Here is a 26,137-nt window from a genome sequence, read left to right on the forward strand (position 1 = left end):
TGTCACCGACAAGTTGGTCCAGACCAATCGCGTTGTCAATACCTCTGGCGGCGACGGGCGTTCGGCCGCGCGGGACCGCGGGCAGGGAGGGGGACGGGAGGTCCGAGGTCAGGGCCCGAATTAAAGGGGGCAGCTTGGCGGATTGTGTGTTCACCACCCCGGGGGACGTGGATAAGGTGCAGAGACGGCGGCACCCTGCGGTGACGCCGCGAACGCGGTAAGTGATCCGCGGCCCCCGGGACACCGGAGGCCGGAGGGGACGGGGGGTCCGACGTGCCGACAGCGATCGCCGTCACCAGCGCCGACCTGGTGCTGCCGGCGGCCGACCCCGGGACCCCGCAGGCCGCCGTGCTCCCGCCCCCCGAGACCCGTCCGCTCGACGCCTCCCTCGCGGACATGCAACAGCTCCTCGCCCGGTACGGGCACGTGGTCGTCGTCTGCCCCACCGCCGCACCGGCCGCCGTCGAGCACCGGCTGCACGCCGTCCGCGCCCTCCTGGAGAGCGACCGGATCGCCCTGGTCAGGACCGACCTGCCGCCCCTCGGCGCGGCCGTCCTCGTCCGCCAGCTGCGGCAGCTCGCCGGCTGCGACTTCAGCCCCGGAGTCCTCGCCTCCGCCGCCCGGCTGCTCGCCCACTACATCTACGCGGGCGCCGTCCTCGGCTCCGTGTCCCGGCTCGACCGCGTCCCCGTCAGCCTCGGCTCCCACCTCAAGGGCTGGCTCCCCGGCGCCCACTTCGCGGTCCTGGCGGGACCCACCCCACAGATGGTGCGGCTGGGAGCGGGATCCGGGTCTGCGGAAGAAGCGCTCGCCGGGCCCGAGTTCGCCACCGAACTCCTCCTCGCCCGCGGCCAGCTCCAGACCGACTGGCCCGTCACCACCCTCGTACCGCGGTGGCGGATCCCCGGCCCCGTCCACGAGGTGCCCCTGCCCGCGTCCTCGCCCGGCTGGTGGGGCACCGGCAAGCTCGTCGAGTTCGCCGCGTACCTGCCCGACCTGCCCGTCCTCCACCAGCTCGTCTCCTCCGTGCGCCGCGAGACCTGCCACTGGTGCGGGATGGAACTCATCGGCGACCGTTGCGGCTTCTGCGCCGCCCCGCTGGCCCCGGCCGCCCCGCCGCCCGACCCCGGCACCCGCGCCCTCGGGCCGGGCGCGCAGACCGGCGCACAGGCGGGCGCGCAGGCCCTGGGGCCCGGCGCGCAGGCCCGCGCCCTCGGGCCCGGCGGGCGCGCCGCCCGCGCCGCCCTGCCATGAGCGGCCCCGCGCGCCAGGCCCCACCCCGACCCACGTCTCCGACCGAGGAAGTACGGCCATGAACTCCCGCCAGCGCCGCGGCGTGATCCTGCTGCTGCTCTCCGTCCTGTGCGCCCTCGGCGCCTTCGCCGGCGTCCTCGCCGTCATCAGCGACGTGAACTCCAAGGTCGGCCCGGAGACCACGGCGTACCGGCTCAAGGAGAACGTGGAGCCCTACAAGCCCCTGAGGTCGGACCAGTTCGAGAAGATCTCCATGCCCAAGCGCTGGCTCTCCTCGACCGCCGTCACCGACCTCCGCCAGATCGAGGGCAGGATCGCCGTCACCGAACTCAAGGCCGGCTCCCTCCTCCAGACCGACATGATCGTCGAACGCCCCCAGCTCCGGCCGGGAGAGCAGGAGATCGCGATCATGGTGGACGCCGCCACCGGCGTCGCCGGCAAGATCAACGCCGGCGCCTCCGTCAACATCTACGCGACCTTCGCCGGCGAGAAGAAGGGCGACCCCGACCAGTCCCGGATGATCGTCGCCGGCGCCCGCGTCCTCGACGTCGGCAAGCTCACCCCGGTCTCCGACCGCTCCGACCGCGCGGACCGGGCCACCTCCGCCGTCCCCATCACCTTCGCGCTCTCCACCCTCGACACCCAGCGGGTCGCGTACGCCGAGTCCTTCGCCGAGCACGTACGCCTCGCCCTCGTCGCCCCGTCCACCGCCGGCTCCCCCGCCGACAAGGGCGACCGCACCTACACGCTCGACAACGACAAGTGAGGCCGGTATGACCACCAGGATCCTGCCGGCCGTCGGCGACCCCGACGCGGCCCGGTCCGTCAGTACGCTGCTCAGCCAGCTCCCCGACGCCGAACCCGCCCAGCCGGTCACCGACTCCACCCAGCTCGTCGACACCCTCGCCCGCCTCGCCGCCGCCTCCCTCGACGAACTCCCCGAGGTCGTCCTCGTCCACGAGCGGATCGGACCCGTCCCCGCGCTCGAACTCGTCCGCGAGGTCGCCCTCCGCTTCCCCGCCGTCGGCGTCGTCCTCATCACCGCCGACGCCAGCCCCGTCCTCTTCTCCGCCGCCATGGACTCCGGCGCCCGCGGCCTCGTCACCCTCCCCCTCGGCTACGAGGAACTCGCCAGCCGCGTCCAGGCCGCCGCCCAGTGGTCCCTCGGCGTCCGCCGCCACCTCGGCGCGGGACCCGACCAGTTCACCGGCCCCGGCGGCACCGTCGTCACCGTCAGCGGCGCCAAGGGCGGCGTCGGCGCCACCGTCACCGCCGTCCACCTCGCCCTCGCCGCCCGCGCCTCCGGGCGGACCGTCGCCCTCGTCGACATGGACCTCCAGAGCGGCGACATCGCCTCCTACCTCGACGTCCAGTTCCGCCGTTCCGTCGCCGACCTCGCCACCATCGCCGACATCTCGCCCCGCGTCCTCCAGGACGCCGTGTACGTCCACGAGACCGGCCTCTCGCTGCTCCTCGCCCCGGCGGAGGGCGAGCGCGGCGAGGAGGTCACCGACCGCGCCGCCCGCCAGGTCGTCAGCGCCCTGCGCGGCCGGCACGAGGTCGTCGTCCTCGACTGCGGCTCCCGCCTCGACAGCGCCAACGCCGCCGCGATCGAGATGGCCGACACCGCCCTCCTCGTCACCACCCCGGACGTCGTCGCGGTCCGGGCCGCCAAACGGACCGTACGGATGTGGGAACGGCTCCAGGTCCGCAAGGCCGAGGAGACCGTCACCCTCGTCAACCGCCACCACCGCTCCACCGAGATCCAGCCACCCCTCGTCCAGAAGATCACCGGCACCCGCACGGCGGGCGTCGCCGTCCCCGCCAACTTCAAGGAGCTCCAGGCCGTCGTCGACGCGGGCCGCCTCCACGAACTCGACGCCAGGTCGACCGTCAAGCAGGCGCTGTGGGCCCTCGCCGGCGAACTCGGCCTGGTCGGAGCCCCGGCCCCGCGCGAAACCGGCAAGCAGCTCGCCCGCACCGGCGACCGGGGCTCCCTCGGCCTCCGGCGCCGCACCGGAGGACGCTGAACGATGCGGGCGATCCGGGACGACGACAGGGGGCAGGTGGCGGTGGAGTTCCTGGGCATGGTGCCGCTGATCCTGCTCACTCTGGCCCTGCTCTGGCAGGTCGTCCTGGTCGGCTACACGTACACGCTGGCGGGCAACGCGGCGGACGAGGCGGCGCGTGCCTATGCCGTCGGCGACGACTGCGGAGAGGCGGCGAGGCGGCACCTGGACGGGGCCTGGACGGCCGAGCCCAGCTGCTCCACGAGCGGAGGCATGGCGACCGCGGTGGTGGACGTCAAGGTCCCCGTCCTCGTCCCGGGGTTCGGTGGTCTGTTCACGGTACGGGGCAAGGCGGGCGTGATCTCGGAGGTCCCCACACCATGAGCGAACAACCGCGAACGAAGGCTCGCGACCGGGGCCAGGCCGCCATCGAGTACCTGGGCTTCCTGCCCATCCTGCTCCTCGTCGGCATGGCGGGCCTCCAGCTCGGCATCGCCGCGTACGCCGCCCAGCAGGCGGGGACGGCGGCGCGGGCGGCGGCACGGGCCATGACCACCGACGACGAGAACCCGCTCGACCCTCAGACGGCGGCCAGCGCGGCCGTGAGCGGCTGGATCAACCCCAAGGCCGTGCCGACCCGGGGAGACGGGGAGGCCACCGTCACCGTCACCGTCCACATCCCCTCCGTCGTCCCCTTCTGGGACTTCGATCCCGTCACCAAGACCGCCACCATGCCGATGCCCGACGAGGAGGACCGGCCATGAGCCTGCGTGCCCGCATCAACGCACCCGAGGAGAAGAACGGCCCCGCCGGACGGGAGGACGGCCACCTCGTCGCCGCCTTCCGGGCCAAGCTCCTGGAGGAGATCGACCTCACCGAGATGTCAGCGCTGGCGGCGGCCGAGCGACGCGCCCGCCTGGAGCGCGTCCTCGGGCACATCATCAGCCGCGAGGGCCCGGTCCTCTCCACCGCCGAGCGGGCCCAGCTGATCCGCCGGGTCGTCGACGAGGCCCTCGGGCTCGGCGTGCTCGAACCGCTCCTCGAAGACGCGTCCATCACCGAGATCATGGTCAACGGCCCCGACCAGATCTTCATCGAGCGCGCCGGACGGGTCGAACTGCTCCCGCTCCGCTTCGCCTCCCACGACCAGCTGATGCAGACCATCGAGCGGATCGTGTCGACCGTCAACCGCCGCGTCGACGAGTCGAACCCGATGGTCGACGCCCGGCTCCCCTCCGGCGAGCGCGTCAACGTGATCATCCCGCCGCTCTCCCTCACGGGCGCGACGCTCACCATCCGCCGCTTCCCCCGCGCCTACACGCTCCACGAGATGATCGGCCTCGGCTCCCTCGACGAGCAGATGCTGCTCCTGCTGTCCGGGCTCGTGCAGGCCAAGTTCAACCTGATCGTCTCGGGAGCCACCGGCACCGGGAAGACGACCCTCCTCAACGCCCTCTCCGGCCTCGTCCCGGACGGCGAGCGGATCATCACCATCGAGGACTCGGCCGAGCTCCAGCTCCAGCAGTCCCACGTCATCCGCCTGGAGGCCCGCCCGCCGAACATCGAGGGCCGCGGCGCCATCTCCATCCGCGACCTCGTCCGCAACTCCCTGCGCATGCGCCCCGACCGGATCATCGTCGGAGAGGTCCGCGGCGGCGAGACGCTCGACATGCTCCAGGCCATGTCCACCGGCCACGACGGCTCGCTCGCCACCGTCCACGCCAACTCGGCGGAGGACGCCCTGATGCGCCTCCAGACCCTCGCCTCCATGTCGGAGGTCAAGGTGCCCTTCGAAGCGCTCCGCGACCAGATCAACAGCGCGGTCGACGTCCTCGTCCAGCTCACCCGGCACCCCGACGGCACCCGCCGCATCACCGAGATCTCCGTCCTCGCCTCGCACGGCCGTGAACGGTTCCTGCTCGCCACGGTCTGCCGCTTCCACGCCCAGCCGGTCGCCGCCGACGGCCGGGTGTACGGGCGGTTCACGTACCACCCGCTGCCCCGGCGCGTCGCCGAACGCCTCTACCTGGCCGGCCAGCCCATCCCGCAGGCCTTCGGCGTGGCCGCGACCGACGCCCACCTGGCCACCCGAGAGGCGGAATGATGCTGACGGACCCCTTCTGGCTGACGGTGGGCGTGACGCTGCTCGCCGCCGTGCTCGGCGTCACCGGCGTCCAGCTGTACGCGAGCGGGGCCCGCCGGCACGCCGCCCTCGTCGCCCGGCTCGACGAGACCGGCGAACCCGAGACCACCGGCCGCCGCAGACGCCGCTTCCGGGGCGTCGACCGGCGGGTACGGAAGACCGCCCTCGGCCGGAGACTGGAACTGCGGATCGCGGCGACGGGACTCGATGTCACACCGGGCGAGTTCACCGTCGCGCTTGCCGCGACCGTGGCGGTCCTGTGGGTGGTCGGACAAGCCGCGCTGTCCCCGTTCTTCGGCCCGATCTGCGGACTCCTGGGCATCTGGGTCGCCCTCGGCTACCTCAACTGGCAACGCCAGAAGCGCATCGAGAAGTTCATCAACCAACTCCCCGAACTCTCCCGCATCCTGGCCAACGCCACCCAGGCCGGACTCGCCCTCCGGATGGCCCTCAGCCTCGCCGCCGACGAGATGGAGGCCCCGGCCGGGGACGAACTGGAGAAGGTGGCCCAGCAGCTGGCCGTCGGCACCTCCCTCGACGACGCCCTCGGCGAACTCGCCGAACGCCTCCCCTCCCGCGAACTCGTCGTCCTCGTCACCACCCTCGTCCTCGCCAACCGGGCCGGAGGCACCGTCGTCTCCTCCCTGCGCAACCTCACCGAGACCCTGGAGGAACGCAAGGAGACCCGGCGCGAGGTCCGCACCCAGCTCTCCCAGGTCAGCATGACCGCCTACTCCGTCCCGGTCATCGGCGTCGGCTCCCTGCTCCTCATCGACAACATGCAGCCGGGCGCCCTGGACCGGATGACGGCGTCGGGCATCGGGCAGTTCGCCGTTGTGGCGGCGTTCGCCCTGTACGTGGTGGGCTTCGCCGCCATTCGCCGCTTCTCGAAGATCGACGTATAGGACGGGCGCGCCATGGACCTCCTCCTCGCCCTCCTCGCGGGCCTCGCCGTCACGGGCTTCGCGTACGGCCTCCGCCTGTACCGCGCCGACGCCCGGCTCCCCGACGACCTGAAGCTGGCCCTGGAGGTCGGCGCGACCCGCACGGGAGCCGTCGATTCCGCGGTCGACCGCCTCGGCATGCGCTGGTCCCCGGCGGTCCTCCGCCTCATGGGCCCGAAGCGCGTGAACGCCGTCCGCCGCCGCATCGACCTCGCCGGAAACCCCGGAGGCCTGACGATCGACAGGTACGGGGCGAGGCGGGCGGTGTACGGCGGCCTCGGCGGCCTCGGCGGCCTGGTGATGCTGAGCAAGGGCTCGTACGTGACGGCCCTGCTGCTCCTGGCCTTCGGCGCGTTCTGGACGGAGGTCGGGATCTGGTCGGCGGTCCGGATCCGCAAGGACCAGATCGAACGGACCCTGCCGGACTTCCTCGACGTCCTGGCCGTGGTGGTCTCGGCGGGCCTCGGCTTCCGCCAGGCCCTGGAACGCGTGTCGGAGAAGTACGAGGGCCCGTGGTCCGACGAACTCCGCATCACACTCCGGCAGATGGACATGGGCGTCAGCCGCCGCCAGGCCTTCGACGAACTGCGCCGGCGCAACGACTCGGAACAGGTGGCCCAGTTCGTCACGGCGCTCCAGCAGGGGGAGGAGCTGGGCGCGCCGATCGTGGACACGCTGATCCAGATCGCCAACGACATGCGGCGCACGGACGCCCAGAACGCCCGCCGCAAGGCCGCGAAGGCCGTCCCGAAGGCCACGATGGTGATCACGACCCTGATGGTCCCCGCGACGATGATCCTCCTCGGAGCGGGCCTGTTCCTGGGCACGGGAACGGACTTCGGGTCGGTGACGGGCGAGTGAGGGCGGTGACATATTCGAGGGAAACACCTTCGCGTGCGCAACTCGATGTGCCAGAGTGCGGACTGAGTGTGAGGGGGTGGAGTCGATGGACCTGATCGCGCTCCACCAGGCCCACCCGATGACCGGGCCCTGTCCGCCGACCCACCCGTCGGCGTACCGTGCCCGAACGCAGGCGTCCGAACGCGGAGGGGACCACGATGAACGACGCGATGCTGAGGGTCTTGACGAAGGCCAAGGTAGGAGTGACCAGCCGACTGCTGCGGGGGGACCGCGGCCAGACGGCGGTGGAGTACCTGGGGATCATCGTGGTGGTGGTGGCGATCGTGGTGGCGATCACCGGCACGGACATCGGCCAGTCGATCAAAAACGCCATTACGCAGAAGATCGCAGACCTGACGGGGAAGTAGGCCGTCGCAGCCAGTGGGGTGATGGGGGACAGGCGTTCCCCGTCTACATAGCCGCAATCGCAGGTTTGCTGTTTCTAGCCCTTGTCTACTTCGCGGTGGGGCAGGCCGCCGCAACGCGCAGCAGCGCCCAAACCGCTGCGGATGCGGCCGCGCTTGCAGCTGCGCAGGATGCTCGGGACCAACTGCGTGAGGGGTGGCTCGGCGTGATTCTGGTGCCGTCGCAATGGTCCGGGTTCCTTGAGGGGAAGAAATACTTCGCCTCCTCAGCGTGCGAGCAGGCGAATGTCTTTGCCGCCAGGAATGGTGCCCAGATCCCGGGTGACGGTTGCATGCAGCTTCCTGCGGGGCGCGAGGGCTTCACTGTAACGGTGCGAACCACGGGAACCGTCGGTAGTTCGGTTGTCCCAGGCACGGAGTCCCGGCATGCCACCGCGTCCGCGACAGCGGTGATCGAGCCTAAGTGCACCTACGAGGCTCCAGAAGTACCGACGCAGGAGGGGTCCACACCGGCTCCCGATCCCACGGAATCGGACGATGAGCCGGATCCGGAGAAACAGCCGATTCTAGGGCTGACCTGCGACGACGATGCCTGGACGATCGATCCCGATGACCCGACTCTGCCAAGTGCAACCGAACTCTTTACTGTTCGACTGACCAGCGACGACGAGTAAAGGAAGCACGCTTCATGAACGTTCGCCACGCACAAAGGGGATTGGCCTCCTTCGCGGTTGCGTCGCTGGCTCTCCTTGCGGTTGGCTGCGGAGCCGAGGAGAAGCCGAAGGCAGAGAAGCCGTCGCCCACGGCATCTGCACCTCAGAAGGGCGGCCCTAAACAGGGTTCCCAACCCGTTGAGTCGACGGAGACATTGGCTGTCGTCAAGGGGCAGAAGGGTCTGGAGCTGTCTGTCAACTCGGCAGAGCGGGATCTGGGTGGATTCCTGACTGTCAAGGGGCAGTTGAAGAACACCTCTGACGCGGCGAGCATCATTCCCGCCCAGGCGAGTGGGGACGAAACCGAGGTCGTGAAGCACGGCAATTCTCTGGGCGGGGCCACGCTCGTTGACTCCGTAGGGAAGAAGAGGTACTACGTCCTGCGTGACACGGACGGGCGACCCCTCACCACCTCTGCGCTCTCCATTCTCCAGGCAGGCGAGGCTGTCGACGTCTTCATGCAATTCCCCGCACCCCCCGCCAACACCACCGAAGTAAGTTTCCAGCTCCCCACCTTCGAACCCGCCACCCTCAAACTCTCCTGAGGCGACGCCATGACGACGACCACCAACCGCCGCCTCGCCGCCCTCCTGCTCGTCTCCGTGGCCCTGGGGCCGTTCGCCGTGCCCGGCGCCTACGCCGACGACGCCCCCGGCTCCGCCGGCACCGCCTCGCCCGCGCCCGTCATCGACGCGCGCTCGCCGAATCTGATGCTGCCCGACGGCGCCACCCTCGCCCCCGCCAAGGTCCTCGACATCAAGCAGATCGTCGAGGAGGAGGGCGGGCAGGAGCGCCGACAGGACACCAACGTGGACGTGACGTTCGCGCTGCAGGCCGAGGTGCTGTTCCCCAAGAACAGCGCCAAGCTCTCGCCCGCCGCCACCGCCCGCATCGCGGCCATCGCCGCCGAGATCGACAAGATGGGGTCCGGGCGGGTCCGGGTGTTCGGGTTCACCGACAACCTCGGGACGTACGAGCACGGGCTCAAGCTGTCGAAGGAGCGGGCCGTGGCCGTGCAGCAGGTGCTCGCGCGGTCCCTCGACCCGGGGACGAGTTTCGACATCCGCGGGTACAGCGAGGACTACCCGATCGCCGACAACGGCACCGAAGAGGGCCGGAAGAAGAACCGGCGCGTAGAGATCTCCTTCCCCCGCACCACGCACTGACAGCGACGCACGAGCAATGGGCCGCTCCGCGACTCTCTCGCGGACCGGCCCGGTCGGCGTCGTGCCTCAGAGGCCCTCGACGTGCGTTCTGTTTCCACAGAGCTTGAGCATGTGGATCCTGGAGTGCCGCGCCTCGATGAGCGTCAGGTTGCTCACGGCCACGAGCAGGTCTTTGGCCTGGGCCGCCTTGATGGAGGCGGTGGCCTGAGGGTCGGCGTTCACGGCCTTCGGCAGGCCCTCGCTGTCGAGCAGCAGAATTCCATGACTCAGCCGGCGGCCCGGTCGGGCCGTGTCCCGTCCCCGTTTTCCCGGCTGCTCCCGGGCTCACTGCCCGGCCTTGAGTGAACTTCATCTGCGCCCAACCTCAAATGTTGATCAGATCGTTGATCGACTACTGGAGGTGCAAATGTCTGGGGCTTACTCTTCAGACACTTGATCGCCGGGGGGCGATCCTGAAGAGAGGTACCTCATGGGTATCTACACACGTAAGACGCTGATGAGATCTTCGGCAGCTCTACTGTTGTGCGTCGCCGCGGCAGGACCGGCCGCAGCGGACAGCGGGGACACGGCACCACTGACCGTCCAGACCGCGGACATCGGGGACACCCCGGGAAACTCTGCCGCCGTGGACACGAATGACGGACCGGCGGACGACAGCGTCGAGACGCCGGTCACGGAAGATCCGCACAACGGCCCGCTCCGCTGCGACAATCCTCACACCACCTGGTACGCCATCACGGGGAAGTCCGCGTATTTCATACCGTCCTGGTGGTCCGGCACGGAGTACAAGGACGGTCCGGGCGGGACCATGAACGTCAGCGTTACCAAGACGGGCACCATCTCGGCCTCCATAACGGGAGGAACCGAGGCGGAGGGAAAGATAATTGTGGCGAAGGCGAAGGTCAGCGTGAGCGCGACCATCGGAGGGAGTTTCGCCATCGCGGTTGGTCATCAATACACCCACGACGTCACCAAGAACAAGTACGGCCACCTCCAGTACGGCTCCTGGGGATACAACGTTTCTTGGGCGAAATACAGCACCAGCAGTGACGGCTGTGGGACCGTCAAGATCAAGTCCGGAACGGCGAAGCTTCCTACGAATTCCACGGGATGGAAGTACTGGGAGACTTCCTCGTGACGACCAACGGCGCCATGTCATCCCACCGGGCCTGGCTGGCTGGGTCCGCTCTGGCCGCAGGCCTCCTCCTCGCGGCATGCACGTCCGGTCATGCGTCGCACCAGCCCGAGCGGCCCCGGTCGTCGGCTCCCACCTCCTCTCCCAGTGACGTGTCGTCCTCCGCGCAAGCGGAGGAGCAGAAGCTCGGCGCCCAGGCGAAGGCGGCTCTGGACGCAACCGACCCCGACAGCAAGGGCCTTGTCGCATCGGGGGAGGAGCGTGTCCGGGACGGAGTGCACACGCAGGCCGGGCTGGACAAGGGGACCGCATACAAGCTCGCCGTTGTGTGTGCGGGCAGCGGAGAGGTGGAAGTCTCCTTCACACCTCCCACAGGCACGCCGTCCAAGGTCATTCCTTGCGATCAGTCCATGGCGTTTGTGCGCTTCCCGGGCTCCTCTGACCTGCTTGTCAATGTGACAGGAAGGGCAGGCTCAACGGGCATGATCGCCTGGCGAGTCAGCAAAGTCTGACAACGGCATCGCGGGGGTCGCCCGACCGGCTGGGTGACCCCTGTGCCCTCACTGAGGTACGCCGAGTCAGGTGTCAGAGACTCAGCGCCACCCGGATCGTCGCCACCATCCGCTCCGGATGCTGGAACACCTCCCGTGCCGTGAAGCGCAGCACGCGGCGGATCTCCGGGCAGGACTGCAGTGCGTTGAAGCGGGCGACGTCCCGTTCGTGGGCCCGGCGGGTGCCGTGGAAGGCGTGGCCCTCGATCTCCACCGCCAGGCCCGCCGCCCGGAAGAGGAAGTCCGGGCGCAGGGGCCGCCCGGTCGCGGTGAGCAGGGTCGGCTGGGACTCGGGAGACAGGCCCGTGTCGCCCATCCGGAGCCTCGCCACCGTCTCCGCCGGGGAGCCCGACGCCGCTTCGGTCAGGCGCAGCCAGGTCCGGGCGCGGGCCGCTCCCCTGCGGGGTGCCGAGAGTTCGGCGGCCAGCTCCTCGTAGCGGACGAGCGCCTCGCGCCGTACGCCGTCGACCACCCTCCGCGCGAGCGCCGAGTCCGCGACGGTCACCGCCTCCTCCCGGCTGCCGCAGGTCCGTATCAGGTCGCCGACCGTCCGCGCCGGGGTCGTCGTCCGCAGCCCCCGCCGTGTCGACCGGTCCCGGGACGTCAGGAAGGTCGTGCCGTGGATCCGTATGCCTTCGGCGCGCCCCGAACGGGATGCTCTCGGTGCCGTGAACTCCAGGACGCCGGCCGGGCCCGCCGCTCCGAGCGCCTCGATGCGGTGCAGCCGCGCCGCCGTCCCGTGGCTGCACACCACCTCCGGGCGCAGGAACTGGAGGGCCGCCGCCTTCAGCAGCCAGTCCACCTCCCTCCCCGGGGCCGCCCAGGCGCCCCGGCAGATCCGCTGCCAGCCGTCGCGGCGCAGCCGTCCGGCCAGCCGGCCCGGCGGCCAGCCCGCCGCGGCCGCCCAGACCGTCAGAAGGACCCCGCCCCTGGCGAGGATCGCCAACTCGTACATACGCCCAACGATCCACGGAAGAGGGACACTTCGCACCCCCTGTGGAAAACCCGGCGAAAGACGTCGCCAGGAAAGCGTAAATATGGCGAGACGTATGCGTCCGGCGGGAGCATTCTGGGGAGATGGCGGCGACCTCGAACGCGACCCCGAACCTGACCCCGAACCTCACCCCGACCCCGAACCCGACCCCGAACCTGACCCCGACCCCGACCCCGCACGCGACCTCCAGCGTGCAACTGGTCAGCGACCTCGTCACCCGGATCCCCGAGTTCCAGGGTGCCTACGAGACCCATGTCTCCCATCAGGGCGGTGTCCTGCCGCACGTCTTCTTCTGGGACGTCGTCCAGCACACCGTCCGTTCCTTCCTCGGCGAGGCCCCGGCCGCCGCCGACTGGCGCCGCACGCTCGACTTCCTGGAGGAGCAGAGCGCGCGCGGGGTCCTCGGCATCGACGAGGTCATCGTCACCTCCTTCCTCGGCGACCTGCCCTCGCCGCAGGAGCCCGGGCACGCCATCGTCGACCAGCTGGGTCCCGTCATGTCCGCGAAGTTCGTCCGCATAAGGCCCCTCGGCTGAGCCCCTCGGCTGAGCCCCGGGCGGCGCCGGGATAATCGGGCGCATGTCCCTGACCAGGTCCGACCGCGCCGTCAACCCCACCCTCGTCGCTCTCGGCGGCTACGCCGCCACCCGGATCGTCGGCCTCGTCGTCCTCGCGGTCGCCGCCGCCGCGACCGGCGAGGACGGGCTGCACCGGCTCAAGGGACGCTGGGACTCCGTCTGGTACGTGCGGATCGCCGAGCACGGCTACGGGTACGAGGCCACCCTGCCGAACGGCGACGTCCACCCCGACCTGGCCTTCTTCCCGCTCCTCCCGGCCCTGGAGCGCGGCCTCTCCGCCGTTCTCCCCGTCGACGCGGCCACCGCCGGGCTGTGTGTGTCCTGGACCGCCGGAGTCGTTGCCGCCTGGGGCATCTTCAAGTGCGGCGAGCAGGCCTTCGGGGCGCGCGCCGGCGTGTTGCTCGCCGTCCTCTGGGGCGTCTACCCGACCGCCTTCGTGCAGTCGATGGCGTACACGGAGACGCTCTTCACCGCCCTCGCCGCCTGGTCGCTGTACGCGGTGCTGCGCGGGCGCTGGATCCTCGCCGGTGTCCTGTGCGCGGCCGCCGGGCTCACCCGGCCGACGGCCGCCGCGCTGATCGCCGCCCTCGGGATCACGGCCCTCGTCGCGCTCGTACGGGACAGAAGGCTGCCCTGGTCCACCGTCGCGGGCGTGCTCGTCGCCCCGCTGGGCTGGCTCGCGTACGTCGCCTACGTCGGGGTCCGCGAGGGCGGTGCGACCGCCTACTTCGATGTCCAGGCCGCCTGGGGCAACTCCATCGACGGCGGTGTCGCCCTCGCCCTGTTCATCGCGGGCCTGCCGTGGCCCGCCGCCCTCGGCCTGTGCGCGGCGCTCGGGCTGCTCGGCTGGCTGGTCGCGCTGTGCGTACGGCAGCGGCAGCCGCTGCCGGTGCTCGTCTACACGATCGGCGTCGTGTTCGTCTCCCTCGTCGGCGCCGCCTACTTCGGCTCCCGGCCGCGCCTGATGATGCCCGCGTTCGGGCTGCTGCTCCCGCCCGCCGTGGCCCTCGCGCGGGTCAGGACCCGCACCGCCGTGCCGGTCCTCGCCGGCCTCGCGCTCGCCTCCGCCGTCTACGGGGCGTTCACGCTTCTCGGCTCGGGCCCGCCGTGACCTGTCCGCAGGACACGCGCACGCGTACCCCCTATTCCACGTCCACGCGCACGCGTACCCCAGGCTTCAGCCCCCACCCCGCCATCGCGCCCGCCTCCGCCTCCAGGACGTGCCGGCCGCGCGGCCGGATCATGCCGAGCCGGCCCGGCCGCATCGTGACCACGGACCGGACCGTGAACGAGCCGTCCAGGTAGGCCACGTCGATCGGGATCCGCATGCCGAAGGTGTGCACGCTGTTCGTCCGGACGATGAGCAGCGCCCCCGCGATCCCGTCCCGGCCGAGGAGGCCCCGTCGCCGCGCCCGGTACGAGGCCGCCACCTCCAGGGGGACCTCCGCCCCGCCGGACACGGCCAACGTCCCCGTCCCGTCCACCCATTTCCCCATGCGGCAGACCGTAGCGGCCCGGGCGCCTAGGGTCTCCTCCGTGTACGTCACCTTGATCGCCGTCGCCGCCCTGTGGGGGGCCGCCGTCGGGCTGCTCGTGCCCCGGGCCGCGTACCGGCTCTCGGTGGAGCCGGAGGAGCGGTGGCGGGACCGCTGCCCCGCCGGGCACGTGCTCGTCGGGCCCGGGCGCGGCTGGCTCGGCGGCCCCGGGCGGCTGGCCTGCGCGACCGCCGCGAGCCCGCTCGTCGCGCCGCTGCTCACCGCCCTGGTCTGTGCCGCGCTCGCCGCCGCCACCGGCGGGCCCCGGCCCGAGCTCGCGGTCTGGCTGCTCTGCGCGCCCTTCGCCGTTCTCCTCGCCTGCGTCGACGCGCGCGTGCACCGGCTGCCGGACGTGCTGACCCTGTCGCTGGCCGTCGCCGTCCCGCTGCTCCTCGGCGGCGCCGAACTCCTCCCGTACGACGCCGGTTCCTGGCTCCACGCGCTGCTCGGCGCGCTCGCCCTCGGCGGGGCCTATCTGGTGCTGTACGCGATCAACCCGAGCGGGCTCGGTCGCGGCGACGTGAAGCTGGCGGTGCCGCTGGGCGCCGCGCTCGGCTGGTACGGCTGGGGCGTGCTCTTCGCCGGGGCCTTCGCGGGGTTCCTGTTCGGCGCGGTGTACGGGCTCGGTCTCGTCCTGCTGCGGCGGGCCGACCGTTCCTCGGCGATCCCCTTCGGCCCCTTCATGCTCAGCGGCGGACTGCTCGGCCTCCTCTTCGGCGCGTTCACCGCCGTGCCCTGAAGACCCGCGCCTAGCATCGCCGCACATGCTGACAACTACGAGCGAACCGCCCGTAAAGGGCATGGCGCCCGCGCCCCCGACCCGCTCGTCCCTCATCCCCTGGATCTGGGCCGCCGGGCTCTTCCTCCTCTACGCGACCGTCGCCGTGCGCCGCCACCAGCTCCTGCGCACCACCGGCTACGACCTCGGCATCTTCGAGCAGGCCGTCCGCGCCTACGCCGAACTCCGCGCACCCGTCGCCCCCTTGCGCGGCGAGGGCTTCAACCTCCTCGGCGACCACTTCCACCCCCTGCTCGCCGTCCTCGCTCCTCTCTACCGGCTCTGGCCCTCCCCGCTCTGCCTGCTCCTCGCCCAGTCCGCGCTGCTCGCCCTCGCCGTCGTCCCCCTCGCCCGCCGCGCCGGTGCCGTCCTCGGCCCGGCCGCCGCGCACACCGTCGCCGCCGGGTACGGGCTGAGCTGGGGGATCGCCTCCGCCGCCGCCTTCGACTTCCACGAGGTCGCGCTCGCCGTCCCGCTGCTCTCCTTCTCCCTGGAGGCGCTCGCCCGGCGGCGCTGGCGGCCGGCCGTCGCCTGGGCGGCGCCGCTCCTGCTCGTCAAGGAGGACCTGGGCTTCACCCTCGCCGCCGTCGGCGTGTACATCGCCCTCAAGGGCCCCCGCCGCCTCGGCCTCGCCGTCGCGGCGGCGGGCGTCCTCGGCTCGCTCCTGGAGGTCGAGGTCCTGTTGCCGGCCTTCAACCCCGGCGGTGGCTACGCCCACGGCGGCAACCTCGCCGACGCGCAGGGCTCCCTGTTCTCCACCCTCGCCCACGCCCCGCTCGACGTGTTCCGCCCCGAGGTCAAGGCGGTCACGCTGATCCTGGTCTTCGCCCCGTCCGCGCTGCTCGCGCTCCGCTCACCGCTCGCCCTGATCGCCGTCCCCACCCTCGGCTGGCGCCTGCTCTCCGAGAACGGCTTCCACTGGGGCACGGCCTTCCACTACAGCGCGATCCTCATGCCGGTCGTCTTCGCCGGCCTCGTCGATGTCCTCAGTGACAAGTCCAGGCGTGAGCTGCGGGCCGTGCTCGCGACCGTCCTCGTCGTGACCGCCGTCCTGCTCCCGTCCTTCCCGCTGGCCCAGCTCGCCCAGCGGGCCACCTGGCGCACCACGCCGCACGTCGAGGCGGCCCGCGCGCTGCTCGCCCGCATCCCCGACGGGGCGACCGTCGCCGCCTCCAACCGGCTCGCGCCGCAGCTGACCGCGCGCTGCACGGTCGTCCTCTTCCCGACGTTCCCGGTGGGCGGCGAGCTCTACCGCCACGACATCCCGCGCATCCCGGCGCCGACCGCCGCGTGGATCGTCCACGACGAGCGGGCGCCCGAGGCCTGGCCGTATCCCTCGGGGCACTGGCCCTACCCACTGGAGCGGCAGCGGGCCGAGCTGGAGGCCGCGACCCGTACGTACGGCTACGAGATCGTCGCCCGGCGGGACGGCATCACCCTGCTGCGCCGGCGATCCGGCGGCTGACCCTGCCGAGAGGCCCTCCGTCCGGCAACGGAACCGCAGAAAGGCCTTCCGCCCGGTGGCTGACCTGCCGAAAAGCCGTTCCTCGGGACCCCGCGCGGGCGCCGTCGCGTCAACGCCGTGATCCTGCGGGCCGGTCCCTCTTCGGAGGGACGGAACCCCGCCGCCACGCCGGGGCGCATTCCCGCCACGGGGCCTCGGAGCCCTTGTGCCGCCTGGGATCCGGCGAATCCGACGCGGTTCGTTCGGCGCGCGTGGCGCGCAAGACGACTATCGAAGGGTTATGGTGGAAACCCCCCCTCGGGCCGGTCCGTATCCCCCCCACGGACCGGCCCGTTTTTCTTGTCCTGGTTCCCGTGAGGACCGTCAGCCCCGGCCGGCCCAGATGTTCGTGCCGGCGGTGTCCACGGCGAACGAGTCGATCTCCTTGAGCTCCTCGTCCGTCAGCGGAGCGCCCGCGAGCGCGGCCACGTTCTCCTCCAGCTGGGCGACGCTGGACGCGCCGATCAGCGCCGAGGTCATCCGCTCGTCCCGCAGCACCCACGACAGCGCCAGCTGGGCGAGGGACTGCCCGCGCCGCTCGGCGATGTCGGCGAGGCCGCGCAGGCGCCGCAGCACCTCGTCGGAGAGCAGGTTCGGGTCGAGGGACTTGCCCTGGGTGGCCCGCGAGCCCTCCGGGATGCCCTTCAGGTACTTGTTGGTGAGCAGTCCCTGGGCGAGCGGCACGAAGGAGATGCAGCCCATGCCGGCCGCCTCCAGGGTGTCGAGGAGGGCGTCCTCCTCGGTCCACCGGTTGATCATGGAGTACGAGGGCTGGTGGATGAGGGGCCGGACGCCCATCTCCCGCAGGATCCGCGCGGCCTCGGCGGTCTGCTCGCTGTTGTACGAGGAGACGCCGACGTACAGCGCCTTGCCCTGCTGGACGGCGGAGGCGAGCGCCCCCATCGTCTCTTCGAGCGGGGTGTGCGGGTCGAAGCGGTGCGAGTAGAAGATGTCGACGTAGTCGAGGCCCATCCGGTTCAGGGAGGCGTCGAGCGAGGACAGCAGGTACTTGCGGGAGCCCCACTCGCCGTACGGGCCGGGGTGCATCTCGTAGCCGGCCTTGGTGGAGATGATCAGCTCGTCGCGGTAGGGCGCGAAGTCCTGGGCGAAGAGCTTGCCGAAGTTCAGCTCGGCGGAGCCGGGCGGCGGCCCGTAGTTGTTCGCCAGGTCGAAGTGGGTGACGCCGAGGTCGAAGGCGCGGCGCAGGATCGCCCGCTGGGAGTCGAGCGCGCGGTCGTCGCCGAAGTTGTGCCAGAGGCCGAGCGAGATCGCCGGGAGCTTGAGACCGCTGCGGCCGGTGCGGCGGTACTCCATGGCGTCGTAGCGGTCCGCGGAGGCGCGGTACAGGGGGGAATCAGTCACGTATCTCTGCTTATCACGGACTTGTGACAGTCCCGGGCTGGGAGCCCGTCGCCCGTGCGCAGTAGTGTGGCGGCTTCGGGGGCCGGCACTTCATGGAGGGGTAAAGAACAGTGAACCTGCGCGACCTGGTGTACGGGCTCTACGCACGCCGGGTGGAAGGCCGCCTCGACCACACCCAGGTGCCCAAGCACATCGGGGTCATCCTCGACGGGAACCGTCGCTGGGCCAAGGCGTCCGGCGGGACCCCCGAGCAGGGACACAAGGCCGGCGCGGACAAGATCCAGGAGCTGCTCGGCTGGTGTGCCGAGACGGACGTCGAGGTCGTCACGCTCTGGATGCTCTCCACGGACAACCTGAACCGCCCCGAGGAGCAGCTCGTCCCGCTGCTCGGCATCATCGAGAACGCCGTGCGCGCGCTGGCCGCCGACGGCCGCTGGCGGGTGAACCACGTCGGCACGATGGACCTGCTGCCCGCGCGTACGCAGACCGTGCTGAAGGAGGCCGAGGAGGCCACCCGCGGCAACACGGGGATACTCGTGAACGTCGCCGTGGGCTACGGCGGACGCCAGGAGATCGCGGACGCGGTCCGCTCGCTGCTCCTGGAGCACGCGGACCGGGGGACGAGCTTCGAGGAGCTCGCCGAGATCGTCGACGTCGAGCACATCTCGGAGCACCTCTACACGCGCGGTCAGCCCGACCCGGACCTGGTCATCCGCACCAGCGGTGAGCAGCGCCTGTCCGGATTCATGCTGTGGCAGAGCGCCCACTCCGAGTACTACTTCTGCGAGGTCCACTGGCCGGCCTTCCGGAAGGTCGACTTCCTGCGCGCGCTGCGGGACTACGCGGCGCGGCACCGGCGCTACGGCACCTGACGGACTTCTGATCCCCTCGCCCTGATCGCCCCGCCGGAACCGATCGGAAACGATCACCTCGTGTTCATGAACACGTCGTCATATGCCATGGCATGGCAAGGGGTGTTCGAGGGCATATCCCTGGTGAAGTGAGCGGCACGGAGACCGCCACCCGGGAGGCCCCTTGCACCAGGACGACCGTGCGGGACACGTACGGGAGAAGCGGAGGGCCGTGGTTCGGCCCGCGCATCGCGGCCTGAACCCGGTCCCATTCCGCAGCGACACCGGTTCCGTCGCACCCCGACCTCACAGGGGTCTTCCGAGGGGGTCTGTCCTTCCGTGGTGACCAGCACGAAGCGCCGCCTTTCCGACCGGCGCACCTATGTTCTCGACACCAGCGTCCTGCTGGCCGACCCCAACGCCTTCTCGCGCTTCGAGGAGCACGAGGTGGTGCTCCCGATCGTCGTGGTGACGGAGCTGGAGGCCAAGCGGCACCATCCCGAACTCGGGTACTTCGCCCGGCAGGCCCTGCGCCTGCTCGACGACTTCCGGGTCCGGTACGGACGCCTCGACGCCCCCCTCCCCGTCGGGGAGCTGGGCGGCACCCTGCGTGTCGAACTCAACCATTCCGACCCCGGCGTCCTGCCCGCCGGCTACAGGTTGGGGGACAACGACTCACGGATCCTCGCGGTCGCGCGCAACCTCCAGGCGGAGGGGTACGACGTCACCGTCGTCTCCAAGGACCTGCCGCTGCGCATCAAGGCCTCCTCGGTCGGGCTCCTCGCCGAGGAGTACCGCGCGGAGCTCGCCATCACGGAGAACAACGGCTGGACCGGCATGTCCGAGCTGGCGCTCTCCGGCGAGCAGGTGGATCTGCTCTTCGAGCAGAGCACGCTGTACGTGCCGGAGGCCGCCGAGCTCCCGGTCCACACGGGCCTGGTGCTCCAGTCCGAGCGCGGCAAGGCGCTCGGCCGGGTGACCGCCGAGGGGAACGTACGGCTCGTCCGCGGCGACCGGGAGGCCTTCGGGCTCCACGGCCGCAGCGCCGAACAGCGGATCGCGCTCGATCTGCTGCTCGACCCGGACGTCGGCATCATCTCCATGGGCGGCCGGGCCGGCACCGGCAAGTCCGCGCTCGCGCTCTGCGCGGGCCTGGAGGCGGTCCTGGAGCGCCGTCAGCACCAGAAGGTGATGGTCTTCCGTCCGCTGTACGCGGTCGGCGGCCAGGAGCTCGGGTACCTGCCGGGCAGCGAGGCCGAGAAGATGAGCCCGTGGGCCCAGGCCGTCTTCGACACGCTGTCCTCGGTCGCGAGCCGCGAGGTCGTCGAGGAGGTGCTGGGGCGCGGCATGCTGGAGGTCCTGCCGCTCACCCACATCCGGGGCCGCTCGCTCCACGACGCGTTCGTCATCGTGGACGAGGCCCAGTCCCTGGAGCGGAACGTCCTGTTGACCGTTCTGTCCCGGATCGGGGCGAATTCGCGGGTCGTGCTGACCCATGACGTCGCCCAGCGCGACAACCTCCGGGTCGGCCGGTACGACGGAGTCGTCGCCGTGGTCGAGAAGCTGAAGGGGCATCCGCTCTTCGCCCACGTCACCCTCACCCGCTCCGAGCGCTCCCAGATTGCCGCGCTCGTGACGGAGATGCTGGAGGACGGTCAGATCTGACCGATTCGTACCCGTCCGTACGGGTAAGGCAGTTGGCGCCGCCCGGCGAAGCGCAGGAGCTTAGCCGGGCGGCGCCCTGCTGTCCCGCGTATCCGCCAAAACACCTGTGCCTTCCCAGGTGTGAGCTTTCACACGCAGCACAGAATTGCCTTGCGGTGTCGCCGTCCGGCAGAGTCTTGCTTCCGTCAGGCCCCGCATACGGCACACGTGCACCCTCTGGGCGCACAAGCACCACACAACTCCACAGCCGTTGACCGTATGCCGCCCACAGCACCACGGGCCCGTGTCTTCTGTGACCCCGTACGTCGGAGACCAGTGCCAGGGGCAAGATTTCGCCCGCGTGGTCACCTGTGCGGGCGTGCTGGAAGGAAACCGTGTGAGCCGGATCTCGGTCCGGGGATTCGCGGTGGCTTCGGCCACTGCGGTCACCACCGTCGGCGCCGTTGTCGGCGTCGCCTCGGGCAACGCCGCCCAGGCCACCTCCGACGACAACTTCGAGGCCACCGCGGCCGACACCACGCTGCTCGCGGACATCCCCGCGGGTGAGCAGGCGCAGGTACAGGTCTCGTCCCTCTCGGAGCAGGCCGACGTCCAGGCCGCCGCGGCCGACTCGGCCGCGAAGAAGTCCGCGGAGGAAGCGGCCCGCATCCGCGCCGCCAAGGACGCCGAGGCGAAGAAGGAGGCGGCCGACGAGGCCGCCGCCAAGGAGAAGGCCGAGAAGGAGCGCAAGGAGGCGGAGGAGCGCGCCAACCGTTCCTCGGTCCGCGACGCCACGTCCTTCGCCGCGCAGGGCTCCTACAGCATCGCCGAGGTCAAGGCGATGGCCCGGCAGATGATGCCGTCCGACCAGTTCTCGTGCTTCAGCAACATCGTGGACCACGAGTCCGGCTGGAACTACCGCGCGACCAACGCCTCTTCGGGTGCCTACGGCCTCGTGCAGGCGCTCCCGGGCTACAAGATGGCCTCGGCCGGCGCCGACTGGCAGACCAACCCCGCCACCCAGATCAAGTGGGGCCTCAACTACATGGACAGCCGCTACGGCAGCCCGTGTGGCGCCTGGTCGTTCTGGCAGGCCAACCGCTGGTACTAGGCCGCGTCATCTCGGGGGGCGACCCCCGAGCATCGATGCCGGTGCGCTCAACCTCCGAGAGCCCCTCGCCGTCCTACGGTGAGGGGCTTCTTGCGTGTAGGTTCGAAGGCCCACGGGCTCCCGGGGGAGCGGGCGGGGCAGAGTGAGCGGGGGGAAGAGGGAAGAGATGTCCAGAGTGCCAGGGTGGCTGGGCCGGCTGGGTGACAGCCTGAGCCGCATGGGTGAACGCCTCGACGAGCGCCGGGCCGAGGCGGAACGTGAGGATCCGCTCGGTCCGCCGTACGTGAGCCCCCACGACGTCCCGCACGAGGCCCCGCCCGCGCGGCCGGCGGTCCCCGCGCGGCCGGCCGTCGACCCGGACACCGCCGCGCCCCTCCCGGAGGCCGAGACCGCCACGGCGGGGGACGTCTCCGCCGAGCCGGGCCGCTCCGTCCCCGCACCCCCGTCGTACGCGCCGGCCGTCGCCGCCCGCCCCGACCCCGTCGCCGCCATCCCGTGGGGCATGCGCGTGGCGGCCGAGGCCGGTTGGCGGCTCCTCGTCCTCGCCGGCACGGTCTGGGTGCTGATGAAGGTGATCAGCTCCGTACAGCTGGTCGTCCTCGCCTTCGTCGCCGCGCTCCTCGTCACCGCCCTGCTCCAGCCCACCGTGGCCATGCTGCGCCGCAAGGGCCTGCCCCGCGGGCTCGCCACGGCCGTCACCGCCGTGTCCGGCTTCGTCATCATGGGCCTGGTCGGCTGGTTCGTGGTCTGGCAGGTCATGGACAACATCGACAACCTGTCCGACCAGGTCAAGAACGGCATCGAGGAACTCAAGCGAGGACTCCTCAACAGCCCCTTCCACGTCACCGAGCAGCAGGTCAACGGCATCGCGAAGAGTCTCAGCGACTCCGTCGGCGCCAACGCCGAACAGATCACCCAGGTCGGACTCCAGGGCGTCACCGTCGTCGTCGAGGCGATCACCGGAATCCTGCTCGCCATGTTCTCGACGCTCTTCCTGCTCTACGACGGGAAGAAGGTCTGGGAGTGGACGCTCAAGCTGGTGCCCGCCCAGGCCCGGCCGGGCGTCGCCGGCGCCGGCCCGCGCGCCTGGCGCACCCTCACCGCCTATGTGCGCGGCACGGTCCTGGTCGCCCTGATCGACGCCGTCTTCATCGGCCTCGGGCTCTGGTTCCTCGAGGTGCCGATGGCGGTGCCGCTGGCCGTCTTCATCTTCCTCTTCGCCTTCATCCCGCTGGTCGGCGCGGTCATCTCCGGCGCCCTGGCGGTCGTCGTCGCCGTCGTCACCAACGGGCCCTTCACCGCCCTGATGGTGCTCGTCGTCGTCCTCGCCGTGCAGCAGATCGAGGGCCACGTCCTCCAGCCCTTCATCCTCGGCCGGGCCGTACGCGTCCACCCGCTGGCCGTCGTCCTCGCCGTCGCGGCCGGCGGCCTGACCGCCGGCATCGGCGGCGCCGTCGTCGCCGTCCCCCTGGTCGCCGTCGCCAACACGGTCGTCGGCTACCTGCGCGCGTACACCACCGAACAGGCCCTCCGCAGCACCCCGGAGCCGCGCGGGGCGACCGCCTTCGCCGTGGCACCGGTCCCGGCGCCGGGCGCCCTCGAGGGGGAGCGCGCGTGATATCCGAGCCGGAGCTCGTGGGCGGCGTGGAGTTCGACGCCCCCGAGGTGCTCACCGAGGCCCCGCCGCCGCGCCCGCCCCGGGCGCGGCGCCCCTGGCTGTGGGCGCTCGGCGGTGCGGTGCTCGCCTCGGCGGTGTGGGGCGGCGGGCTCTACGCGTACGAGCAGCGGAAGGAACCGGGGCCGGACCTCGGCGGGTACCGCTCGGGGGTGAAGCTCTGCGAGGTGGCGAAGCTCAAGGCGCTCGGCGGGATCCTCGGCAAGCGGAGCGAGGACGGCGTGGGGCCCGAGATGGACGATCCGGCCGTGTTCGAGGCGTCCTGCTCGATGACGTTCGGCCCGCCGGAGTCGGGGTACAGCGCCTCCGTCACGTACACCCTGCACAAGGTGACGGACCCGGGGCCCGAGTTCGCGGCGCGGGCGAAGTACTACGACCTCACCACGCCGATCGGCGGTCTCGGGGAGCAGGCCTTCTTCGACGACCGCGGCGGCGAGGGCGCGGACCTCAGGATCCTCGACGGCCAGGTCGAGATCGCGCTGAACGTCTACCGGCAGTACAGCACGGACGCGGACGGCAACGAGATCGGGAACACCGAGCCGATCGACCTCTCCGGCATCGACGTCCCGGTCGCCCAGGACATGCTGGCCCTCATGGCGGCACTCAAGAAGTGACGGAAGCGGCGGAAGCGGCGGAAGGGCCCCGGGGCGTGCTGCCCCGGGGCCCTTCTCGTACGGTTCCGCCCTACTCGGCGAGGACCGCTTCCGCGTCGAGCGTGACGCCGACCGCCTGGATCACCGCGGCGATCTTCACGGCCTCCTGGATCGTGGCGCGGTCGACACCGGCCTGGCGCAGGACCTGCTCGTGCGAGTCCAGGCACTGGCCGCAGCCGTTGATCGCGGAGACGGCCAGCGACCACAGCTCGAAGTCGACCTTCTCGACGCCCGGGTTGCCGATGACGTTCATCCGCAGGCCGGCGCGCAGCGTCCCGTACTCGGGGTCCGACAGCAGGTGCCGGGTCCGGTAGAAGACGTTGTTCATCGCCATGATCGCGGCGGCGGACTTGGCGGCCTGGTACGCCTCGGGCTTCAGGTTGGCCTGGGCCTCGGGCTCCAGCTCCTTGAGCACCTTCGGCGAGCGCGAGGCGATCGCGCAGGCGAGGACGGTGCCCCACAGCTGCTGCTGCGGGAGGTCGCTGTTGCCGATGACCGAACCGAGGTTCAGCTTCAGGTCCTTGGCGAAGTCCGGTATGGCGGACTTCAGTTCGTCGAGAGCCATGTCGGATCCGTCCTTACTCGCCCGCGAGGAGGGCGGCGGCGTCGAGGGTGCCCTCGCCCTTGTTCCAGTTGCACGGGCAGAGCTCGTCGGTCTGCAGGGCGTCGAGGACCCGCAGGACCTCCTTGGGGTTACGGCCGACGGAGCCGGCGGTCACCATGACGAACTGGATCTCGTTGTTCGGGTCCACGATGAAGACCGCGCGCTGGGCGAAGCCGTCCTCGCCGCGGACGCCGCAGTCGCTCATGAGCTCGTGCTTCGAGTCGGCGAGCATCGGGAAGGGCAGGTCACGCAGGTCGGCGTGGTCCTTGCGCCAGGCGTGGTGGACGAACTCGGAGTCGCCGGAGACACCGAGGATCTGGGCGTCACGGTCGGCGAACTCGTCGTTCAGCTTGCCGAACGCGGCGATCTCGGTCGGGCAGACGAAGGTGAAGTCCTTCGGCCAGAAGAACACCACGCGCCACTTGCCCTCGTAGGCCTTGTGGTCGATCTGCTCGAACTCCTTGCCGCTCTCCAGCGACACGCAGGCGGTCAGGTCGTAGGCGGGGAACTTGTCACCGACAGTGAGCACGCGCTCTCCTTGCAATGTGGAAGGGTCCCTTTTGAGGTCTTCCGTGGGGGTTGGACGTCTCACATACTGGCACGGGGTGCATTGATCAGTGAAATAGCTAGTGTGGCTCGTGTTGATCGAAGGTGGTTATCAGTGGCATCCCCGTACAACCCCCCGCGCGGCCCGCACCGAGGAAAACAGCCGAGCCTCTCGCAGCTCAGAGCCTTCGCGGCGGTCGCCGAGCATCTGCACTTCCGCGACGCGGCCGCCGCCATCGGCATGAGCCAGCCCGCCCTCTCGGGTGCGGTTTCGGCCCTCGAAGAGGCACTCGGTGTCCAGCTCCTCGAGCGTACGACGCGGAAGGTGCTGCTCTCGCCCGCGGGCGAGCGGCTCGCGGTCCGCGCCCGGACGGTCCTCGACGCGGTGGCCGAGCTCATGGAGGAGGCGGAGGCGGCCCAGGCGCCCTTCACCGGCGTCCTGCGGCTCGGGGTGATCCCGACCGTCGCCCCCTATCTGCTCCCCACCGTCCTGCGGCTGGTCCACCGCCGTTACCCCGAGCTCGACCTCCAGGTCCACGAGGAGCAGACCTCCTCGCTCCTGGAGGGGCTCACCGCCGGCCGGCTCGACCTGCTGCTGCTCGCCGTGCCGCTCGGCGTGCCCGGAGTCACCGAACTCCCCCTCTTCGACGAGGACTTCGTCCTGGTCACCCCCGAGGGCCACGCGCTCGCCGGGCGGGACGACATCCCGCGCGAGGCCCTCAAGGAGCTCCGGCTGCTGCTCCTCGACGAAGGGCACTGCCTGCGCGACCAGGCCCTCGACATCTGCCGGGAGGCCGGGCGCACCGACGGCGCCGAGGTCACCACCACGGCCGCCGGGCTCGCGACACTGGTCCAGCTGGTCGCGGGCGGTCTCGGGGTGACCCTGCTGCCGCGCACCGCCGTGACCGTCGAGACCGCCCGTAACACCGCGCTGTGGACCGGGAGTTTCGCCGAACCGGCGCCCTCGCGGCGGGTCGCCCTCGCGATGCGGACGGGCGCGGCCCGGCACGCCGAGTTCGAGGAGCTGGCGGAAGCCCTGCGCGGGGCGATGAAGCGGCTTCCGGTACGGATGGTGGGCGGCGGTTCCTGACCTCGTACGTGTGAAGGGCGCCGGTTCCTGGC

General features: G+C 71.0%; 29 protein-coding genes and 1 pseudogene. 24 read left to right on the forward strand and 6 right to left on the reverse strand.

Annotated features, from left to right (window positions below; all coding sequences use genetic code 11):
- Positions 1–273 precede the first annotated feature (273 nt).
- From ACN9M0_RS23495 to ACN9M0_RS23550, 12 genes and pseudogenes are all read left to right on the forward strand, one after another.
- A complete protein-coding gene (locus ACN9M0_RS23495; RefSeq protein ID WP_426404142.1) occupies positions 274–1,254 on the forward strand; it encodes a hypothetical protein in 981 nt (326 codons plus the stop codon).
- A gap of 58 nt (positions 1,255–1,312) precedes the next feature.
- Positions 1,313–2,020, forward strand: a complete 708-nt coding sequence (gene cpaB, locus ACN9M0_RS23500) for a Flp pilus assembly protein CpaB (RefSeq protein WP_366036236.1) — start codon at positions 1,313–1,315, stop codon at positions 2,018–2,020.
- A 7-nt stretch (positions 2,021–2,027) separates the two neighbouring features.
- Positions 2,028–3,284, forward strand: a complete 1,257-nt coding sequence (locus tag ACN9M0_RS23505; protein WP_426404143.1) for an AAA family ATPase — start codon at positions 2,028–2,030, stop codon at positions 3,282–3,284.
- A 3-nt stretch (positions 3,285–3,287) separates the two neighbouring features.
- Positions 3,288–3,647 (forward strand): TadE/TadG family type IV pilus assembly protein, encoded by a 360-nt coding sequence (locus tag ACN9M0_RS23510; RefSeq protein WP_366036238.1) that lies wholly within the window; start codon positions 3,288–3,290, stop codon positions 3,645–3,647.
- On the forward strand, positions 3,644–4,027 hold the full coding sequence (locus ACN9M0_RS23515; protein ID WP_399701228.1) for a TadE/TadG family type IV pilus assembly protein: 384 nt from the start codon (positions 3,644–3,646) through the stop codon (positions 4,025–4,027). Before ACN9M0_RS23510 ends, ACN9M0_RS23515 begins: the two co-directional genes overlap by 4 nt.
- Entirely contained in the window at positions 4,024–5,367 is a 1,344-nt protein-coding gene (locus ACN9M0_RS23520; protein WP_366036240.1) for a CpaF family protein, read from the forward strand. Before ACN9M0_RS23515 ends, ACN9M0_RS23520 begins: the two co-directional genes overlap by 4 nt.
- Positions 5,364–6,311: a type II secretion system F family protein gene (locus ACN9M0_RS23525; RefSeq protein ID WP_426404144.1), complete on the forward strand. Its 948-nt coding sequence runs from the start codon at positions 5,364–5,366 to the stop codon at positions 6,309–6,311. Before ACN9M0_RS23520 ends, ACN9M0_RS23525 begins: the two co-directional genes overlap by 4 nt.
- A gap of 12 nt (positions 6,312–6,323) precedes the next feature.
- Positions 6,324–7,211 (forward strand): DUF5936 domain-containing protein, encoded by an 888-nt coding sequence (locus tag ACN9M0_RS23530; RefSeq protein WP_366036242.1) that lies wholly within the window; start codon positions 6,324–6,326, stop codon positions 7,209–7,211.
- 197 nt (positions 7,212–7,408) lie between these two features.
- A complete protein-coding gene (locus ACN9M0_RS23535) occupies positions 7,409–7,618 on the forward strand; it encodes a Flp family type IVb pilin (RefSeq protein ID WP_426404145.1) in 210 nt (69 codons plus the stop codon).
- Positions 7,619–7,656: 38 nt separating this feature from the next.
- A pseudogene (locus tag ACN9M0_RS23540) lies at positions 7,657–8,289 on the forward strand (pilus assembly protein TadG-related protein); the annotation flags it as partial.
- Between the two features lie 14 nt (positions 8,290–8,303).
- Positions 8,304–8,873 carry a hypothetical protein gene (locus ACN9M0_RS23545; RefSeq protein ID WP_426404146.1) on the forward strand — a complete coding sequence of 190 codons (570 nt, stop codon included), beginning with the start codon at positions 8,304–8,306 and terminating at the stop codon, positions 8,871–8,873.
- A 9-nt stretch (positions 8,874–8,882) separates the two neighbouring features.
- The gene (locus ACN9M0_RS23550; protein ID WP_426404147.1) at positions 8,883–9,494 is read left to right on the forward strand and encodes an OmpA family protein; all 612 of its coding nucleotides are present in this window, start codon (positions 8,883–8,885) and stop codon (positions 9,492–9,494) included.
- Positions 9,495–9,560: 66 nt separating this feature from the next.
- Here the strand turns inward: ACN9M0_RS23550 and ACN9M0_RS23555 are convergent, their stop codons facing one another.
- Positions 9,561–9,716 (reverse strand): hypothetical protein, encoded by a 156-nt coding sequence (locus ACN9M0_RS23555; RefSeq protein WP_366036250.1) that lies wholly within the window; start codon positions 9,714–9,716, stop codon positions 9,561–9,563.
- Between the two features lie 247 nt (positions 9,717–9,963).
- On the opposite strand from ACN9M0_RS23555, the gene ACN9M0_RS23560 reads away from it, so the two are divergent.
- Both ACN9M0_RS23560 and ACN9M0_RS23565 read left to right on the forward strand, forming a co-directional pair.
- On the forward strand, positions 9,964–10,632 hold the full coding sequence (locus ACN9M0_RS23560; protein ID WP_366036251.1) for a hypothetical protein: 669 nt from the start codon (positions 9,964–9,966) through the stop codon (positions 10,630–10,632).
- Complete coding sequence (locus ACN9M0_RS23565; RefSeq protein ID WP_426404148.1) at positions 10,629–11,141, forward strand: hypothetical protein; 513 nt, start codon at positions 10,629–10,631, stop codon at positions 11,139–11,141. Before ACN9M0_RS23560 ends, ACN9M0_RS23565 begins: the two co-directional genes overlap by 4 nt.
- Before the next feature lie 73 nt (positions 11,142–11,214).
- Here the strand turns inward: ACN9M0_RS23565 and ACN9M0_RS23570 are convergent, their stop codons facing one another.
- Entirely contained in the window at positions 11,215–12,135 is a 921-nt protein-coding gene (locus ACN9M0_RS23570) for a hypothetical protein (RefSeq protein ID WP_426404149.1), read from the reverse strand.
- A gap of 122 nt (positions 12,136–12,257) precedes the next feature.
- On the opposite strand from ACN9M0_RS23570, the gene ACN9M0_RS23575 reads away from it, so the two are divergent.
- Both ACN9M0_RS23575 and ACN9M0_RS23580 read left to right on the forward strand, forming a co-directional pair.
- Positions 12,258–12,710, forward strand: coding sequence for a DUF7674 family protein (locus tag ACN9M0_RS23575; RefSeq protein ID WP_426404150.1), 453 nt, complete (start codon positions 12,258–12,260; stop codon positions 12,708–12,710).
- A gap of 43 nt (positions 12,711–12,753) precedes the next feature.
- A complete protein-coding gene (locus ACN9M0_RS23580; RefSeq protein WP_426404151.1) occupies positions 12,754–13,863 on the forward strand; it encodes a glycosyltransferase family 39 protein in 1,110 nt (369 codons plus the stop codon).
- A gap of 31 nt (positions 13,864–13,894) precedes the next feature.
- On the opposite strand, the gene ACN9M0_RS23585 is transcribed toward ACN9M0_RS23580, so the two are convergent.
- Positions 13,895–14,248: a DUF192 domain-containing protein gene (locus ACN9M0_RS23585; RefSeq protein WP_366036256.1), complete on the reverse strand. Its 354-nt coding sequence runs from the start codon at positions 14,246–14,248 to the stop codon at positions 13,895–13,897.
- A gap of 40 nt (positions 14,249–14,288) precedes the next feature.
- Here ACN9M0_RS23585 and ACN9M0_RS23590 point away from each other — a divergent pair, with 40 nt between their 5' ends.
- Positions 14,289–15,026 carry a prepilin peptidase gene (locus tag ACN9M0_RS23590; protein ID WP_426404152.1) on the forward strand — a complete coding sequence of 246 codons (738 nt, stop codon included), beginning with the start codon at positions 14,289–14,291 and terminating at the stop codon, positions 15,024–15,026.
- Positions 15,027–15,051: 25 nt separating this feature from the next.
- Positions 15,052–16,530, forward strand: a complete 1,479-nt coding sequence (locus ACN9M0_RS23595) for a DUF2079 domain-containing protein (RefSeq protein ID WP_426404153.1) — start codon at positions 15,052–15,054, stop codon at positions 16,528–16,530.
- 363 nt (positions 16,531–16,893) lie between these two features.
- Here the strand turns inward: ACN9M0_RS23595 and mgrA are convergent, their stop codons facing one another.
- Entirely contained in the window at positions 16,894–17,931 is a 1,038-nt protein-coding gene (gene mgrA, locus ACN9M0_RS23600; protein WP_366036259.1) for an L-glyceraldehyde 3-phosphate reductase, read from the reverse strand.
- A gap of 110 nt (positions 17,932–18,041) precedes the next feature.
- Between mgrA and ACN9M0_RS23605 the strand changes: the two genes are divergently transcribed.
- The 5 genes from ACN9M0_RS23605 to ACN9M0_RS23625 all read left to right on the forward strand — a co-directional run bounded on the left by ACN9M0_RS23605 (position 18,042) and on the right by ACN9M0_RS23625 (position 23,826).
- Positions 18,042–18,803, forward strand: a complete 762-nt coding sequence (locus tag ACN9M0_RS23605; RefSeq protein WP_366036260.1) for an isoprenyl transferase — start codon at positions 18,042–18,044, stop codon at positions 18,801–18,803.
- 318 nt (positions 18,804–19,121) lie between these two features.
- Entirely contained in the window at positions 19,122–20,447 is a 1,326-nt protein-coding gene (locus ACN9M0_RS23610; RefSeq protein ID WP_366036261.1) for a PhoH family protein, read from the forward strand.
- Positions 20,448–20,823: 376 nt separating this feature from the next.
- The gene (locus ACN9M0_RS23615) at positions 20,824–21,537 is read left to right on the forward strand and encodes a transglycosylase SLT domain-containing protein (protein ID WP_366036262.1); all 714 of its coding nucleotides are present in this window, start codon (positions 20,824–20,826) and stop codon (positions 21,535–21,537) included.
- Between the two features lie 166 nt (positions 21,538–21,703).
- Positions 21,704–23,155: an AI-2E family transporter gene (locus tag ACN9M0_RS23620; protein WP_366036263.1), complete on the forward strand. Its 1,452-nt coding sequence runs from the start codon at positions 21,704–21,706 to the stop codon at positions 23,153–23,155.
- Positions 23,152–23,826 carry a hypothetical protein gene (locus tag ACN9M0_RS23625; RefSeq protein WP_426404154.1) on the forward strand — a complete coding sequence of 225 codons (675 nt, stop codon included), beginning with the start codon at positions 23,152–23,154 and terminating at the stop codon, positions 23,824–23,826. The genes ACN9M0_RS23620 and ACN9M0_RS23625 overlap by 4 nt, the downstream gene beginning before the upstream one ends.
- A gap of 70 nt (positions 23,827–23,896) precedes the next feature.
- On the opposite strand, the gene ACN9M0_RS23630 is transcribed toward ACN9M0_RS23625, so the two are convergent.
- Together ACN9M0_RS23630 and ACN9M0_RS23635 are read right to left on the reverse strand one after the other, a co-directional pair.
- Entirely contained in the window at positions 23,897–24,430 is a 534-nt protein-coding gene (locus ACN9M0_RS23630; protein ID WP_017239860.1) for an alkyl hydroperoxide reductase, read from the reverse strand.
- Between the two features lie 13 nt (positions 24,431–24,443).
- Positions 24,444–24,998, reverse strand: coding sequence for a peroxiredoxin (locus tag ACN9M0_RS23635; RefSeq protein ID WP_366036265.1), 555 nt, complete (start codon positions 24,996–24,998; stop codon positions 24,444–24,446).
- Positions 24,999–25,130: 132 nt separating this feature from the next.
- Between ACN9M0_RS23635 and ACN9M0_RS23640 the strand changes: the two genes are divergently transcribed.
- Complete coding sequence (locus tag ACN9M0_RS23640) at positions 25,131–26,105, forward strand: hydrogen peroxide-inducible genes activator (protein WP_366036266.1); 975 nt, start codon at positions 25,131–25,133, stop codon at positions 26,103–26,105.
- Positions 26,106–26,137: the final 32 nt, after the last annotated feature.

It is taken from the genome of Streptomyces sp. R-07 (assembly GCF_049913175.1).
In the GTDB taxonomy this organism is placed as follows: domain Bacteria; phylum Actinomycetota; class Actinomycetes; order Streptomycetales; family Streptomycetaceae; genus Streptomyces.